Raw genomic sequence first — 15,373 nt, 5'->3', positions numbered from 1 at the left:
CGGACAGACAACACCCGGGGCGCTACCCGCGCCCGCACCATAAAAAGAGAAGCAGCATGGCTATCAGCGTATTCGACCTCTTCAAGATCGGCATTGGCCCGTCCAGCTCCCACACCGTTGGCCCGATGCGTGCCGCCCGCCAGTTTGTGGCGCGGCTGGAAAAAGACGGCCTGCTGGCCACCACCGCCAGCGTAAAAGCCGAAATGTTCGGCTCGCTGGGCGCCACCGGCAAAGGCCACGGCACCGATACGGCCGTGCTGCTGGGCTTGCAGGGCGAATACCCTGACCTGGTCGACACCGACGCGGTAGACGGCATGCTGGCCGCCATCCGTGCCGACAAGGCCATCCGCCTGTTGGGCAGCCACGTGGTGCCTTTTGTCGAAGGCGAACACCTGATCCTGCACAAGCGCAAGGCGCTGCCCTACCACCCCAACGGCATGATCTTCGAAGCGTTTGCGGCCAACGGCGATAGCCTGTCCAAGCGCGCCTACTACTCGGTGGGCGGCGGCTTCGTGGTGGACGAAGCGGCCATCGACGCCGGCTTCACCCCGCCCGGCGTCACCGAGCTGAAGCACCCGTTCAAGACCGGTGCCGAGCTGCTGGCGCTGTGCCAGCGCCACGGCAAGTCCATCAGCCAGATCATGCTGGAAAACGAGCTGGCCTGGCGCAGCGAAGATGAAGTGCGCGCCGGCCTGCTGAACATCTGGCAAGTCATGCAAAGCTGCGTGAAGCGCGGCTGCGAGCGCGAGGGCATTCTGCCCGGCGGCATGAAGGTAAAACGCCGCGCCGCCGACATGTACCAGAAGCTGCTGGCCTCGCCGGAAGCCGCGCTGCGCGACCCGCTCACCGTGATGGACTGGGTCAACCTGTACGCGCTGGCGGTAAACGAAGAAAACGCCGCCGGTGGCCGCGTGGTCACCGCGCCGACCAACGGCGCGGCCGGCATCATCCCGGCGGTGATGCACTACTACGCCCGTTTCATTCCAGGTGCCAACGACGACGGTATCGTGCGCTTTTTGCTGACCGCTGGCGCTATCGGCATCCTGTTCAAGCTGAACGCGTCGATCTCCGGCGCCGAAGTGGGCTGCCAGGGCGAGGTGGGCTCGGCCTGTTCCATGGCAGCAGGCGGCCTGGCAGAAGTGCTGGGCGGCACGCCGGAGCAAGTGGAAAACGCCGCCGAAATCGGCATGGAGCACAACTTGGGCCTGACCTGCGACCCGGTAGGCGGCCTGGTACAGGTACCGTGCATCGAGCGCAACGCCATGGCGTCGATCAAGGCGATCAACGCCGCGCGCATGGCGCTGCGTGGCGACGGCCAGCACTTTGTATCGCTGGACCGCGTGATCAAGACCATGCGCGACACCGGCCGCGACATGAGCACCAAGTACAAGGAAACCGCACGCGGCGGCCTGGCGATCAATGTGATCGAGGTGCCGGTGAATATTGTGGAGTGCTAAAGACTTTTATCGTTTGAAGATTGTGATTACGGCACCCGCAGCCCGTTGGCGCGAGCCGTACAAAAGCATAGCCCCCAGGTTTTAAGCCGCCGATTTGTTTGAGCCGCGTGACGTTAGCACGCGGCGAGTTCGGCGGTGCCTGGGGGCTGTGCTTTTGGGCGGGGTTTCGAGCAGCCCCGAGTCGCCTTTTCTTTGGGTACTTTCTTTTGGCGACGCAAAAGAAAGTACCCCGTCCGCCGGGCGGAACCGGCAATGCAAAACACAATCCGCGCAGCGGATTCAATACAGGATGACCGTAGAGACCAATATGGCGCGGCCTATCCCCTGCCAAGCTTGTACCTAAGTCACCCTCAGGCAAAGCGCGCCGGCGAGTACGGCTCGGGGTCGGTAAACGGCTTCTCGCCCAGCATCATCTCGGCCAGCAGGCGGCCGGAAACCGGCCCCAGCGTCAGCCCCAGATGGCTGTGGCCAAAGCAGAACCACAAACCTGGGTGACGCGGCGCGGCGCCGATCACCGGGCGCATGTCCGGCAGACACGGGCGGCAGCCCACCCATGGCTGGGCGTCCACTCGCTCCCCCAGCGGGAACAGGCCCTGCGCCAGCGCTTCGGCTTGCGCCAGCTGGTTTGGCGTGGGCGGTGCGTCGCGGCGTGCCAGCTCCACCCCGGTAGCCAGGCGCAAGCCACGCGCCATCGGCGCCACCAGAAAGCTGTTTTCCATGTCTACCACGGTGCGCTGCAAGCCGGGGCCGCGCGCATGGTAGTGCATGTGGTAGCCGCGTTTCACCTGTAGCGGGATGCGGTAGCCCAGCGGCGTGTACAGGTCGTCCGACCACGGCCCCAGCGCCAGCACCACTTCGCGTGCCTGGTACACACCCGCGTCGGTATGTACCTGCCAGCCGTTGCCGGCCTGGCGCAAGCCCTGCACCGCGCATTGTTTCAATACCCCGCCCAGCGTCTGGAAGTAGGCCGCGTAGCCGCGCACCAGCGCGCCGGGGTCGCGGATGCTGTGCGGGTCGTGCCAGTGAATCGCCCCGCTAAAGCCCTGCCCCAGCCCCGGCTCGGCCTGACGCAGCGCCACCGCGTCCAGCACGCTTACGCCCAGGCCGTATTCGCGGGCGATACGCTGCGCATTGGCCGCTTCGTCAAAAAATGCAGCCTCGCCGCGCCACGCCTCCAGCAGGCCTTCGCTGCGGCGCAGCTCGGTCACACCGGCGGCGCGAATCCAGGCGTCGTGCTCGGGCAGGCAGGCTTCCAGCAAGGGCAGCATGGCGCGGCCGGTAGCGGCCAACCGTGCCGGTGCCGACTCGCGCCAGTACTGCCACAGCCAGCCGGCGTAGGATGGCAGCGTGGCCGGGTGGTAGCGCACGTCGGGCGAGCGGTTGGCCGCCAGGCGCAGCACCGACGACAGCTGGCGCGGAAAACCGTACGGTATCACCGCCGCCCGCTCCAGCAGGCCGGCGTTGCCGTGGCTGGTTTCTTCACCAGGCGCGCGCCTGTCCAGCAGCCATACCTGACGGCCACGTTGCTGCAGGGCCAGGGCGGCCGATACGCCGACCATGCCGGCACCCAGTACGATTACATCTGCATCCATGCTGCTTGTTGCCTTCCTGCTGCCGCGCCAGGGTTGGCCGCGGCGATAGTCAAACGATGCGGCCAACCCTGGCGCACCGGCGCCCGGCGGCTAGCCGGGCGGGTAAAAACCTACTTGGCGATAATGTCGCGCTTGAAATACTTTTGCGACAGGCGGCTCAGGGTGCCGTCCTGCTTGAGTGCGGTAATGGCCTTGTCCAGCTCGGCCTTCAGCGGGTCGCCCTTGCGTACGCCAAAGCCGGTGCCCTCGCCCAGGGTGGCAAAGTCACTCAGCACCTTGCCCTTGAACTCGAAAGCCTTGCCCTGCGGCTTGTCCAGAAAGCCTTCCTGCGCATTCTGCCCTTCCTGAACCGAGGCATCCAGGCGGCCGGCGGCCAGGTCCAGATAGATCTGGCTCTGGTCGCGGTAGGCCACGACCTTCACGCCTTCACGCTCCCAGTGCTTGCGCACAAAGTCTTCCTGCGTGGCGCCCTGCAGCACGCCGACGGTCTTGCCCTTCAGCGCAGCCACGGTGGGCTGCAGCTTGCTGTCACGCCGCGCCACCATCTGGATGGGCACGATGTAGATCGGCACGGTGAAATCAATCGATTCGCGGCGCTTGGCGGTAATGTTCATCGCCGAGTTGATTACCTCGAACTTGCGCGCTTTCAGCCCCGGAATCAGCCCCTCGAACGAGGTTTCCACATAGCTGCACTTGGCGGCCATGCGTTCGCAGATGGCGTTGCCGATCTCGATGTCGAAGCCCACCAGCTTGCCGTCGGGCAGCTTGCTTTCAAACGGGGCGTAAAACGGCTCCAGCCCCATGCGGACGGCCTGGCCACCGGCCAGCGCAGGGCCGGCCAGCAAAGCGATGAGGGGTAGCAGATAGCGGCTGGCAGTGCGGGTTTTGCTCATGATGATTTCTCCTGGCGGGGTCCGGCCCGGCGGGTGCCGGTAGCGGGTGGCGGCTCGTCTTGGCCGCTTGCCGGCAAGAATAGATAAAATTTCCATCATGGACAATTTTTTTCTTCATCGCTAAGCTAGGGGCATTGCCATTCGCCACGCCATGACACCATGCACGCTATCAATCACCACGCCGCCCCGCTTGTCCTGACCGCCGACGCCATCCGCCCGCACCTGCCGCAGCTGCCGGTACGCGAGGTGCTGCTGCAATTGTTCACCGCACTGGGCCAGGGCCAGGCGGTGCAGCCACCGCAAACGCTGACACTGTTTCCGGGCGACACCGGCGACGTCATCACCTATCAGGGTGTGCTGGCCAGCCAGCAGCTGTTTGGCGCCAAGCTGTCGCCGTATATCGTGACTGGCGGCAAGCCGCTGGTAACCGCCTGGACCAGCCTGTTCTCGATGCACACCGGCCAGCCACTGCTGTTCTGCGACGCCAGCCTGCTCACGGTAGAGCGCACTGCCGGCACCACCGCACTAGCAGTAGCGCTGCTGGCGCGCCCGGACAGCCAGCAGCTCGCGCTAATCGGCTGCGGCGCTGTCGGCCAGGCCCACTTGCGCCACGTGCTGGCGCTACGGCCGTGGACGCGCATCCGCGTGTTTGCCCCTGGCCTGGCAGCAGACAGCGCCCTGCAGGCACAGCTGCTGGCGATGGATGCCCGCATCGAACTGGCCACCTCGGCCGAAGACGCTGCCGCCGATGCCGACGTAATCATGCTGTGTACCTCAGCAGGCAGCCCGGTGCTGGACGTGGGCGCGCTGCGCCGCCCGGCGCTGATTACCTCGATCAGCACCAACGCGCCCCAGGCGCACGAGATCGCACCGGCGCTGCTACCGCAGCTGGACGTGTACTGCGACCACCGCGACAGCACCCCTAGCCGCGCCGGCGAAATGGTGTTGGCCGCACGCGACCACCAGTGGCAGGCCGATGCCATCCGTGGCGACCTGGCCGAGCTGGTGACCGAACGCTGCCCGCGCCCGGACTACCAGCGCCACGTGTTCTTCCGTTCCATCGGCATGGGCCTGCAGGACATCGCCATCGCCCACGCCCTGCTGCAACGCGTGCAGCAGGCCAACTAGGGTATCGATAAAAGGTTGGCCGCACTTGTGGCCAACCTTGCGCTACGGCACTATGCCGTCTCTGCCCGGAACCCATGCCCATGAGCCAAGCTGCCCACGCTACCGACCTGCTTCTATCCCGCTACGCCCACCTGGCCGACAGCATTGCCAAGCTGTTTTTCCCCTACGCCGAGGTGGTGATCCACGACCTGGCCGAGCAGCGCGTGCGCTACCTGGCCAATAACCTGTCGCGGCGCGAAATCGGTGACGAATCCGGGCTGGAAGAGATCGAGCGCACCATTGAAGACCGCTTTGTCGGCCCTTACGAAAAGCTGAACTGGGACGGCCGCCGCATGCGCTGCGTCAGCAGCGTACTGTTTGACGATAACGGCCAGGCGCTGGGCGTGATGTGCATCAACTTCAACATCGCGGTGTTCGAGGACATGCACGGCATGCTGGGCATGCTGCTCAAAGGCGCAGGGCTGGTAGAACAGCCGGCCGAGCTGTTCCGTGACGACTGGCAGGAACGCATCAATACCTTCATGCACGGCTGGCTGCAGCAGCGCCAGCTGGCGCTGAATGGCCTCGCGCGCGAGCAGCGGCGCGAGCTGGTGGCGGCGCTGTACGCCGAAGGCGCTTTCCAGGGCAAGAGCGCCACCCATTACATCGCCAACGTGCTGAGCCTGGGCCGCGCCACCGTGTACAAGTACCTGAAAGAATTGAAGGAAGGTGGTCTCTAAGACCAAGTGCAACAGGACTAATGTTTCACAGCTTGTCGTGATTCAATCACGGCATCCAAATGTTCTGGTAAATCCCTCAATCGGCATCTTGAAACCCAGCTCCGCACGTAGCCGAGGGTTCAGCCCCAGTGCGATCACATCCAACTCTTGTAATGACCCAGCCCTTTCTGCACAGGTCAGGCTGCTAATTGATACGCCATCACTGGCGTCTTCATCCCCAAAGCCTGGTGCGGGCGTCGGTGGTTGTAAAACCCGATCCAGTCTGCAACAACCCAGCTGGCGTGCGCCAGGTTTTCAAAGCGGTGCCGATGCGCGCACTGATCTTTCAAGGTGCGGATCACCCGCCCCACCATGCCGTTCTGCTAATGAAGGGTTCTCTTCAATCATCTCTTTGATGGGCTCGACCAGCTGCGGCTGCAGCTTGGGCGCGGCCTTTTGCGGGCGGTAGTACAGCGTGCGACGCGGCACGCCGAACCAGCGGCACAGCTTGCTGATGGGCACCTGGATGCCGTCGTCTGCCAGTCCCTGCCGGACGAGGTGAACTACTTGTCGTCCTCGCCCAGCAGAGACTGCAGCTTTTTTCTGGCACGTAGCTCCAGCATGGCTTCGCCGTATGCTTCCTGCAGTGCTTTGAGCTGCTTTTCGTACTGTTCGCGGATGTCCATCGGCTTGGCACGCAGGGCGTTCTCCATGCCGCGCTTGGCCTCATCGACCCAGGTTTCGATCTCGGAGGGGCCAGGTCGAAGGCGCGAGAGGCTTTTGCCACCGTGCGCTTGCCTTGAATGATCTCCATCACCAGCGCGGCTTTGCGCTTGGCGGTCCAGCGTTGATGTCGTCTTCCATGGTCATACTCATCACGTGCTCCTGTGTGAATTATGACCTGCAGGTTTTTAGTGGGTAATTACAAATCTACGGTTTCCGGAGCAGAACGAGATGGTGGAGCGGGTGATCCGCACCTTGGTTGCTAAATCCTACTTTTGCCAACAATCAGCACTTCATTAGTGGGAATTTCCACATATTCAGGCAATGCCGATATGGTGACATCAAATGCCGCCCTGTATTCCACGGGCGTTCGACTCAATAGCCTATCGACATATACTTCTGCCCGTTGCACCATTTTGTATGGCTTGTATTCGACTAGTTCCACTCCGATTTTACCCAGCACAATCTCCGTGGCGTTTCTAGTCCAATAAGTCAAATGTTCTACTGGTTTGTAGTAGTAAGGAATTACTCCCTCAGCGTCCACGGTCGTCATAACCAACATACCATCCGGCCTCAAGTAATTTTTTAGCTCTTCCAGTACAGCAACAGGGTCAGCAAGATGCTCCAATACGCCCCAAAGCGTAATGAAATCAAACTGTTTCACTGGCAAGTCGTCCAGATTCTTATAGCATCGGGCCTTGTTAACACCGTTGAAATCAACACCAAAACAATTTTCACCAGCTACATCTACAAAATCTGCCGCACCCGTACCAAAGTCCAATACAGCTTGCTGCTCACAATAGCCTAAGCCATTCAATAGTTTGATATTTCTTAGCGCATTGCGCATTACAACATCCGAGGGCGCACGAACATCCGTATAGGTCGAGTAAAACACTGCCAGTTGCGCGGCAGATGGCATCGGAGAGGTATATTCAAGTCCGCACTGCGGACATTTATAAATACCATACTCATTAACAGGTACAGCATAGCTGCCACTTTCAGCAGAGCACACTGGGCAAATGCACTTTTGGCCACTTCCGCTCATCATCATCTCCCCCGCAAGATTAACAATACGCACCAGAAGCGTACTGGCAAGAACTTTACTAACAAAATGAATTTGACTAATGGCTAATCACCGCAGCAACCATTGCAGCAGGTCTGATTATCCATAGCACAAAAATACCTGACAGCACGCACATATTGAATAAATCAATGCCATTGAATATATGGCCCGAAAAACGCGCTCAGTCTTCTTTTTGCTGCAGGAACAGCGTCAGCGTCAGCTCGCCGTTTTCGCCTTTCACGCTGCGCACGTTCTGCAGGCTAAGGTCGGACGGCAGCAGCAGGCTGACACCGTGGCCGATACCCACCTTGCTCCAGCTCTTTTCCAGCCGTTTGGCCACCGACTGCGCCGGCAGCGGCGCGTCGCTTTCCAGCGAAAAGCCGTAGCTTTCGGCGGCATTGTCGAACAGGCGACCCACCTCTTCCGGCCCCACGTAGCGCTCGGCCATGCTACCCATCTGGCGCGGCGACAGCTCCGGCTCGGTCTTGCACAGGTTCATCACTTCGTCCTTGAAGCGTACCTGTTCTTGCGGGTCGTCGATTTCTTCCGAGATCTGCTCCAGCACCTCGGCTACCACCTTGCTGCTGGTGCTGGTATCGGGCACGCGCATCGCCTGCAGGAAGTCGTCCAGCCAGAACTTGGCCTCGTTGCCCTGGCGGTCTACCGCGTACAGCAGCGGGCCGTGCTCCAGCAGCAGCGCGCCCTTGTCGATCAGGCGCGGGTTGATGCCGCTGGCGTGGCTGATGTCGAACACCTCGCCGCTTTCCACAATGGTGAGGAAGTCTTCCTGGATTTCGGCTTTGAACAAGCCCAGCGCGCGTACCTCGCGGTCGCCGTCACTCAGGCCGGAGAACAGGATCACCAGCAGGTCGCCGGCCATGATATTGGGGTGCTGCGAGCGGGCGTACAGGTGCTTGGCGATGCGCTGCGACACCTCCAGCAGGTCGGCCTCGCCGCGGAAGAACTGGCGGCTGTAGTGGTACAGCTCGTTCAGGTTCAGGTCGCTCTCGTGATAGAACTGGTACTTTTTCTTGTCGGAGACAATGCCCTTCAGGTAGCCGTCCAGAATCAGCGCCGACACGCCTTCGTCCACCTGGGTGGCCTTGCCGGACAGCTGCAAGGGCTCGCTGCGGGCCGGGTTGCCGACACGGTGTACCACGAGGCGTTCTACGCGGGCTTCGGTTATCTGCATGATGCTTCCTGTTGGGGGCTGAAAAACGGGTGGCGATTATCGCACATCCGGCCGCCAGGCTCTAAGCCTGGCCAAACTGCAATGCGGCCAACCTGGCATACAGCGGCGAGCTTTGCAGCAGCTCTTCGTGGCGGCCTTCGGCCACGATGCGCCCATCCTCCAGCACGATAATGCGGTCTGCCTGTTTGACGGTAGCCAGGCGATGGGCAATCACCAGCGTGGTGCGCCCGGCAGCGGCGTGCTCCAGCGCCTGCTGCACCAGCTGTTCCGACTCGGCATCCAGCGCGCTGGTGGCTTCGTCCAGCAGCAGGATGGGCGGGTTTTTCAGGATGGCGCGGGCAATGGCAATGCGCTGGCGCTGGCCACCGGACAAGCGTACGCCGCGCTCGCCCAGAAAGCTGTGGTAGCCCTCGGGCAGCTTTTCGATGAAATCGTGCGCGGCAGCAGCGCGGGCAGCGGCGATCACTTCGTCGTCGCTGGCGTCGGGGCGGCCGTAGCGAATGTTCTCCAGCGCGCTGGCGGCAAAGATCACCGTGTCCTGCAGCACAATGCCGATGTGGCGGCGCAGCGCGGCCGGGTCCAGCTGGTCGATGGCGACACCGTTGAGGCGGATGCGACCAACTTGCGGGTCGTAAAAGCGCAGCAGCAGCTGGAACAGCGTAGTCTTGCCGGCGCCAGACGGCCCCACCAGCGCCACGTGCTCGCCCGGGCGCACCTGCAGGCTCAGCCCCTGCAGCGACGGCTGGCCGGGGCGCGAGGGGTAGGCAAAGCTGACATTATCCAGCTGCAGGCCTTCGCCTTCTGGTGGCAGCCATTGCGGCTGTGCGGGTGGCTGCACTGGCGAGCGCTGCGCCAGCAAGGCCAGCAGGCGCTCGGCAGCACCGGCGGCGCGTTGCAGGTCACCCCAGACTTCGGCCACCGCACCAATGGCACCGGCGGTCACCACCGCGTACAGAATGAACTGCGCCAGCTGGCCGCTGCTCATCTGCCCGGCCAGCACGGCGTGCGCGCCTAGCCACAGCACAAACACGATGGCACCGAACACCAGCAAGATCACCAGCGCGGTAAGCTGGCTGCGCGCCATGATGCGCGCCAGTGCGGTATCAAAACTGCGCGTCACCGAGGCATCAAAACGTGCCACTTCGTGCCCTTCCTGCGCAAACGCCTGTACCGTCTGTACGGCGTTCAGCGCCTCGCCCGCCATGGCGCTGGAGTCCGCAATACGGTCCTGGCTGGAGCGCGACAGTGCCCGCACACGGCGGCCGTATACCAGAATCGGCACGATGACCAAGAGCAGCGTCAGCAAGATATAGCCGGTCAGGCTAGCGCTGGTCACCGCCAGCATCACCAGGCCACCCAGCATCAGCAGCACATTGCGCAGACCCATGGACAAGCTGGTGCCCACTACGGTTTGCACCAGCGTGGTGTCGGTAGTCAGCCGTGACAGTACCTCGCCGGTTTGCAGCGTTTCGAAGTATTCCGGGCTCATGCCCACCACGTGCCGGTATACCGCGCTACGCAAGTCGGCCGTGACACGCTCACCCAGCCACGACACCAGATAAAAACGCAGCGCGGTAAACAGCGCCAGCACACTGGCCAGGCCCAACAGCGCCAGGAAATAGCCGTCCACCGCCTGGCGCTGGGTAAAAGCGTGGTCGATCAAGTAGCGGAACGCCACCGGCAGCAGCAGCGTCGCCGCAGCCGCCACCAGCAACGACAGGCCTGCCAGCACAAAACGGCCACGATAAGGGCGCATGAAGGGCAGCAAACCGCCCAGCGGCGTGAATTTTTGCAGCAGGCTTGGTTTATTCACCACAGCACCCTGAGACAGGAATAAAAGCTGAACATGGCCGCATACATCGGCTATTTCAAGAGCAGGGCAACGACAAAGCGACATCGCCGCCCAGCGCGGCATTTATTGCCAAAGCCCGTCACACCTGCCATCAAGCCGGCACCGCACGGCGTCTACGTGAAGCTGGCAATCTCCCGCCACAGGCACAACAATAGCTGTAAAGCCCCCAGGCCAGCCCCGCCACCCAGGCCGGCAACATAACCATAACGAGACAAGCCGCATGCTGATCAACTGCGTGGCCTACCAGAACGGCCAGAAACTGGGCGATATTGCCAGCACCGACATACACGACTACCTGCGCCGGCCGGACTGTTTTGTCTGGGTAGCGCTAAAAGACCCGCTACCCAGCGAAATCAGCGAGCTGACCCACGAATTCGACCTGCACGAGCTGGCCGTGGAAGACGCGCAGCACGGCCACCAGCGCCCCAAGCTGGACGAATACGGCGACATGCTGTTCTGCGTAATGAAAACCCTGCAGCTGGACGACGAAGGCAACCTGAACGAGGGCGAAGTCGATGTGTTCGTGGGGGCAAACTACGTGCTGTCCATCCGCAACGGCACGCGCAAGGGCTTCCAGAACGTGCGCGAACGCTGCGAAAAAGAGCCGCACCTGCTGCAACACGGCGCCGGCTTTGTGTTTTATGCGCTGATGGACGCGGTGGTAGACCGCTATTTTTCGGTAATGCACCAGCTGGAAGACGAGCTCGAAGCGCTGGAAGACCGGCTGTTTTCGCGCAACGGTTCGGCGCGGCAGAATATCGAAGACCTGTACGCACTGAAGCGCAAGCTGGTGATGGTGAGCCACGCGCTGGTGCCGCTGCACGAAGCCACGGCGCGCCTGCACGGCGGCCGCGTTCCGCGCGTGTGCAGCGGGCTGCAGGACTACTACCGCGACGTGGACGACCACCTGGCGCGCATCATCCGCAACCTGGAATCGCAGCGCGACATCCTGTCTACCGCCATCCAGGTCAACCTGGCCATGATTTCGCTGGACGATTCCAGCGTCAGCAAGAAACTGGCCGCCTGGGCGGCACTATTTGCCGTACCCACCATGATTGCCGGTATTTACGGCATGAACTTCGAGCATATGCCGGAGCTGAAGTCGGTAGACGGCTACCCCATCACCCTGCTGATCATGCTGGTGCTGGACGCCATACTGTGGTGGCGCTTCAAGCAGTCTGGCTGGCTGTAGCGAAGGCCCGCCAAGGCTGCGCAGCAGCAGGTTAGCCGCAGCCACCAGGCATTGCGCGCCGGAATGCGAAAAGCCCGCGTCTTTCGACACGGGCTTTTCAGTATTCTGGTGGCGGGGGAAGGATTCGAACCTTCGAAGGCAGAACCGTCAGATTTACAGTCTGATCCCTTTGACCGCTCGGGAACCCCGCCAGAACAGGAGGCGAATTATGTCAATGCGGCCAAGCTGCGTCAAGCCCCTGTTTGCTATTTTTTTGCATTTTTTTCGATAGACAAAAACAGGCCATTATTTATCAAACACTTGCCAATACCATACTGGCGCTATTGCATGCGCAAGCAATGCCCGGCAGCACTTAATCCCAATAACCCGGCGTGGCGTAGACCTCGCGCAGGTGCTCGATAAACAAACGCACCCTGCCCGGCAGAAACTTGCGCTGCGCCACCACGGCGTATACCGGGTAATCCGGCGAGGAAAAACGATCCAGCACGGTGACCAAGCGGCCTTCGGTAATGTCGTCTTTTACTTCCCACATCGAGCGCCAGGTCAGTCCCAACCCCTGCAGCGCCCAATCGTGCAGCACGGCGCCATCGTTGCACTCCAGCGCACCGCGCACTTTCAGGTTCACCAGCTCGCCGCCTACTTTGAACGTCCAGCCGCGGCTCTGGCTCTCGCCCAGAGACAGGCAATCGTGCTGCTCCAGGTCGGCCAGCACCTTGGGCGTGCCGCGCTGCGCCAGATAGGCCGGTGCCGCCACCACCACGCGGCGGTTTTCTGCCAGCCGCACGGCAATCAGGCTGGAGTCGGCCAGGTCGGAGATGCGGATGGCGCAGTCGATACGGTCACGCACCAGGTCGGTCAGCCGGTCGGACAAGTCCAGCGTAATGCGGATATCGGGGTGCTGCCGCAAAAAGCTGGCCACGTGCGGCGCCACATGGCGGCGGCCAAAACCGGCGGGCGCCGACAGCCGCAGGTGCCCGCGCGCGCGCGCGTTACCGCTGGCTACGGCAGACTCGGCTTCGGCCAGGTCACCCAGAATGCGCAGGCAATCCTCGTAAAAGGCCGAGCCCTCCTGGGTCAGCGAAATACTGCGCGTGGTACGCACCAGCAGCTTGACCCCCAGGCGGTTTTCCAGCGCATCCAGCCGGCGGCCAACTATGGCCGGCACCACATCCTCCTGCCGGGCGGCCGCAGAAAGGCTGCCCAGATTAACCACTGAAACAAAGGTTTCCAGCTGCTTTATGGCGCTCATTAGTACACCAAAAGTAAAAAATGTTATGGCATTTTAGCGCTTTGCGCAGCGCAGCAACATGGCTACACTGACGTCATCCATACTTATTCCAAACCCATGCGCAGCCGCGCAACACGACAATAGAGAGCCTTCCATGACTGCACGTATCCAGAAGCATCGCCTCGCCGTTGCGGCCAACCTTCACGACTTTATCGAACAGGAAGCCCTGCCCGGCACCGGCATGGCTAGCGAAGCTTTCTGGCAAGGCTTCGATGCGCTGGTACATACCCTGGCACCGAAAAACCGCGCCCTGCTGGCCGAGCGCGACCGCCTGCAAACCGAAATCGACCAGTGGCACCGCCAGCAGCCCGGCCCGATTGCCGACATGGCCGCCTACAAGGCTTTCCTGTCCAGCATCGGCTACCTGAAACCGGTACCGGCCGACAGCCGCATCGACACCAGCAATATCGATACCGAGCTGGCGGAACAAGCAGGCCCGCAACTGGTGGTACCGGTGATGAACGCCCGCTACGCACTGAATGCGGCCAACGCGCGCTGGGGCAGCCTGTACGATGCACTGTACGGCACCGACGCCATCAGCGAAGACGACGGTGCCACCCGCGCTGGCGCCTATAACCCGGCGCGCGGCGGCAAGGTCATTGCCTTTGGCCGCGCCTTCCTGGACCAGGCCGCCGCACTGGAAGCCGGCTCGCACAGCCAGGCCGCCGCCTACCGCGTAGCCAATGGCCAGCTGGAAGTGCTACTGCAAAACGGCAGCAGCACCGGCCTGAAGCAGCCGGCACAATTCATCGGCTACAACGGCGATGCTGCCGCCCCCACTGCCGTACTGCTGAAAAACAACGGCCTGCATTTTGAAATCCAGATCGACAAGCAAAGCGCCATCGGTACCCAGGACGGCGCCGGCGTGAAAGACATCGTGATGGAAGCGGCCATCAGCACCATTATGGACTGCGAAGACTCGGTTGCCGCCGTAGACGCCGACGACAAGGTGGTGGTGTACCGCAACTGGCTGGGCCTGATGCTGGGCACGCTCACCGAAGACGTGGCCAAGGGCGGCAAAACCTTCACCCGCCGCATGAACGCCGACCGCCAGTACACTGCTGCCGCCGGTGGCAGCCTGACGCTGCACGGCCGCAGCCTGCTGTTCATCCGTAACGTGGGCCACCTGATGAGCAACCCGGCCATTATCGACGGCGAAGGCCGCGAAATTCCGGAAGGCATCATGGACGCCGTGGTCACTACGCTGATCGCGCTGCACGACCAGCAACGCCGCGGCAACTCGCGCACCGGCTCCATCTACATCGTGAAGCCGAAGATGCACGGCCCGGACGAAGTGGCGTTTGCCAACGAGCTGTTTGGCGCGGTGGAAAGCCTGCTGGGCCTGCCGCAATACACCGTAAAACTGGGCATCATGGACGAAGAACGCCGCACCAGCGTGAACCTGGCTGGCTGCATTGCCGCTGCCCGCCACCGCGTGGCCTTCATCAACACCGGCTTCCTGGACCGCACCGGCGACGAGATGCATACCTCGATGGAAGCGGGCCCGATGATCCGCAAGGGCGACATGAAAACCAGCAGCTGGATCCAGGCTTACGAGCGCAACAACGTCCAGGTGGGCCTGGCCAGCGGCCTGCGTGGCCGCGCCCAGATCGGCAAGGGCATGTGGGCCATGCCCGACCTGATGGCAGAAATGCTGAAACAGAAGATCGGCCACCCGAAAGCCGGTGCCAACACCGCCTGGGTGCCGTCCCCTACCGCCGCCGTATTGCACGCGCTGCACTACCACCAGGTAAATGTGCAGGACGTACAGAAAGGTATGGAGGCACAGCCGGCCGAAGACCTGCAGGACGCGCTGCTCACCATCCCGGTTGCGGCCAACCCCGACTGGAGCGCCGCCGACATCCAGCAGGAGCTGGACAACAACGCACAAGGCATCCTGGGTTACGTGGTGCGCTGGATCGACCAGGGCGTGGGCTGCTCCAAAGTACCGGACATCCACAATGTGGGCCTGATGGAAGACCGCGCCACGCTGCGCATCTCCAGCCAGCACATTGCCAACTGGCTGCGCCACGGTATCGTCACCGAAGCCCAGGTGATGGAAACCCTGCAGCGCATGGCCGCCGTGGTAGACCAGCAAAACGCGGGCGATGCGGCTTACCAGAATATGGCCGGCCGTTTCGATAGCTCGGTGGCATTCAAGGCGGCGTGCGACCTGGTATTCAAGGGCTGCGCCCAGCCATCCGGCTACACCGAGCCGCTGCTGCACGCCTGGCGCCTGGTGGCAAAAGCCCAGTAACACCACCAGATTGGCAATAAATATCAGCATCAGCTTGC

Annotated in this window: 14 protein-coding genes and 1 tRNA gene; 5 read left to right on the top strand and 10 right to left on the bottom strand. The window is 62.3% G+C overall.

All coding sequences use genetic code 11. The annotated features are described in order from the left end of the window. The first annotated feature begins 56 nt into the window (after positions 1 to 56). Positions 57 to 1,457, top strand: coding sequence for an L-serine ammonia-lyase (locus tag LCH97_RS01990; RefSeq protein WP_227303131.1), 1,401 nt, complete (start codon positions 57 to 59; stop codon positions 1,455 to 1,457). Between the two features lie 350 nt (positions 1,458 to 1,807). Here the strand turns inward: LCH97_RS01990 and LCH97_RS01985 are convergent, their stop codons facing one another. Next, complete coding sequence (locus tag LCH97_RS01985) at positions 1,808 to 3,049, bottom strand: FAD-binding oxidoreductase (RefSeq protein ID WP_227303130.1); 1,242 nt, start codon at positions 3,047 to 3,049, stop codon at positions 1,808 to 1,810. A gap of 110 nt (positions 3,050 to 3,159) precedes the next feature. Beyond that, positions 3,160 to 3,942, bottom strand: coding sequence for a transporter substrate-binding domain-containing protein (locus LCH97_RS01980; RefSeq protein ID WP_227303129.1), 783 nt, complete (start codon positions 3,940 to 3,942; stop codon positions 3,160 to 3,162). 159 nt (positions 3,943 to 4,101) lie between these two features. Here LCH97_RS01980 and LCH97_RS01975 point away from each other — a divergent pair, with 159 nt between their 5' ends. Continuing rightward, positions 4,102 to 5,070 (top strand): ornithine cyclodeaminase family protein, encoded by a 969-nt coding sequence (locus LCH97_RS01975; protein ID WP_227303128.1) that lies wholly within the window; start codon positions 4,102 to 4,104, stop codon positions 5,068 to 5,070. A gap of 80 nt (positions 5,071 to 5,150) precedes the next feature. Continuing rightward, complete coding sequence (locus tag LCH97_RS01970) at positions 5,151 to 5,789, top strand: transcriptional regulator (protein ID WP_227303127.1); 639 nt, start codon at positions 5,151 to 5,153, stop codon at positions 5,787 to 5,789. A 176-nt stretch (positions 5,790 to 5,965) separates the two neighbouring features. Here LCH97_RS01970 and LCH97_RS18825 read toward each other — a convergent pair whose 3' ends face one another. From LCH97_RS18825 to LCH97_RS01940, 6 genes are all read right to left on the bottom strand, one after another. Beyond that, positions 5,966 to 6,142, bottom strand: coding sequence for a transposase (locus tag LCH97_RS18825; RefSeq protein ID WP_227303126.1), 177 nt, complete (start codon positions 6,140 to 6,142; stop codon positions 5,966 to 5,968). Beyond that, positions 6,084 to 6,290 (bottom strand): hypothetical protein, encoded by a 207-nt coding sequence (locus tag LCH97_RS01960; protein WP_227305437.1) that lies wholly within the window; start codon positions 6,288 to 6,290, stop codon positions 6,084 to 6,086. Before LCH97_RS01960 ends, LCH97_RS18825 begins: the two co-directional genes overlap by 59 nt. A 41-nt stretch (positions 6,291 to 6,331) precedes the next feature. Next, positions 6,332 to 6,481, bottom strand: coding sequence for a hypothetical protein (locus LCH97_RS01955; protein WP_227303125.1), 150 nt, complete (start codon positions 6,479 to 6,481; stop codon positions 6,332 to 6,334). 272 nt (positions 6,482 to 6,753) lie between these two features. Continuing rightward, the gene (locus tag LCH97_RS01950; protein ID WP_227303124.1) at positions 6,754 to 7,569 is read right to left on the bottom strand and encodes a bifunctional 2-polyprenyl-6-hydroxyphenol methylase/3-demethylubiquinol 3-O-methyltransferase UbiG; all 816 of its coding nucleotides are present in this window, start codon (positions 7,567 to 7,569) and stop codon (positions 6,754 to 6,756) included. 166 nt (positions 7,570 to 7,735) lie between these two features. Next, positions 7,736 to 8,746, bottom strand: coding sequence for a nucleoid-associated protein (locus LCH97_RS01945; protein ID WP_227303123.1), 1,011 nt, complete (start codon positions 8,744 to 8,746; stop codon positions 7,736 to 7,738). A 61-nt stretch (positions 8,747 to 8,807) separates the two neighbouring features. Further along, positions 8,808 to 10,559, bottom strand: coding sequence for an ABC transporter transmembrane domain-containing protein (locus tag LCH97_RS01940; RefSeq protein WP_227303122.1), 1,752 nt, complete (start codon positions 10,557 to 10,559; stop codon positions 8,808 to 8,810). A gap of 259 nt (positions 10,560 to 10,818) precedes the next feature. Here LCH97_RS01940 and corA point away from each other — a divergent pair, with 259 nt between their 5' ends. Further along, on the top strand, positions 10,819 to 11,790 hold the full coding sequence (gene corA / locus LCH97_RS01935; RefSeq protein WP_227303121.1) for a magnesium/cobalt transporter CorA: 972 nt from the start codon (positions 10,819 to 10,821) through the stop codon (positions 11,788 to 11,790). A gap of 106 nt (positions 11,791 to 11,896) precedes the next feature. Here the strand turns inward: corA and LCH97_RS01930 are convergent. Continuing rightward, a tRNA-Tyr gene (locus LCH97_RS01930) sits at positions 11,897 to 11,981 on the bottom strand. Between the two features lie 161 nt (positions 11,982 to 12,142). Further along, a complete protein-coding gene (locus LCH97_RS01925; protein WP_227303120.1) occupies positions 12,143 to 13,039 on the bottom strand; it encodes a LysR family transcriptional regulator in 897 nt (298 codons plus the stop codon). Positions 13,040 to 13,172: 133 nt separating this feature from the next. Between LCH97_RS01925 and LCH97_RS01920 the strand changes: the two genes are divergently transcribed. Continuing rightward, on the top strand, positions 13,173 to 15,335 hold the full coding sequence (locus LCH97_RS01920) for a malate synthase G (RefSeq protein WP_227303119.1): 2,163 nt from the start codon (positions 13,173 to 13,175) through the stop codon (positions 15,333 to 15,335). Positions 15,336 to 15,373 lie beyond the last annotated feature (38 nt).

The organism is Vogesella sp. XCS3, assembly GCF_020616155.1.
Taxonomy (GTDB): domain Bacteria; phylum Pseudomonadota; class Gammaproteobacteria; order Burkholderiales; family Chromobacteriaceae; genus Vogesella.
This window is presented reverse-complemented; position numbering and strand designations above follow the sequence as displayed.

Bases quoted from the DNA above. Each gene is read 5' to 3' on its own strand.
- corA (WP_227303121.1), top strand. From the start codon at position 10,819: ATGCTGATCAACTGCGTGGCCTACCAGAACGGCCAGAAACTGGGCGAT.
- LCH97_RS01945 (WP_227303123.1), bottom strand. From the start codon at position 8,746: ATGCAGATAACCGAAGCCCGCGTAGAACGCCTCGTGGTACACCGTGTC.
- LCH97_RS01990 (WP_227303131.1), top strand. From the start codon at position 57: ATGGCTATCAGCGTATTCGACCTCTTCAAGATCGGCATTGGCCCGTCC.
- LCH97_RS01975 (WP_227303128.1), top strand. From the start codon at position 4,102: ATGCACGCTATCAATCACCACGCCGCCCCGCTTGTCCTGACCGCCGAC.
- LCH97_RS18825 (WP_227303126.1), bottom strand. From the start codon at position 6,142: ATGGTGGGGCGGGTGATCCGCACCTTGAAAGATCAGTGCGCGCATCGG.
- LCH97_RS01980 (WP_227303129.1), bottom strand. From the start codon at position 3,942: ATGAGCAAAACCCGCACTGCCAGCCGCTATCTGCTACCCCTCATCGCT.
- LCH97_RS01925 (WP_227303120.1), bottom strand. From the start codon at position 13,039: ATGAGCGCCATAAAGCAGCTGGAAACCTTTGTTTCAGTGGTTAATCTG.
- LCH97_RS01985 (WP_227303130.1), bottom strand. From the start codon at position 3,049: ATGGATGCAGATGTAATCGTACTGGGTGCCGGCATGGTCGGCGTATCG.
- LCH97_RS01955 (WP_227303125.1), bottom strand. From the start codon at position 6,481: ATGGAGAACGCCCTGCGTGCCAAGCCGATGGACATCCGCGAACAGTAC.
- LCH97_RS01920 (WP_227303119.1), top strand. From the start codon at position 13,173: ATGACTGCACGTATCCAGAAGCATCGCCTCGCCGTTGCGGCCAACCTT.
- LCH97_RS01970 (WP_227303127.1), top strand. From the start codon at position 5,151: ATGAGCCAAGCTGCCCACGCTACCGACCTGCTTCTATCCCGCTACGCC.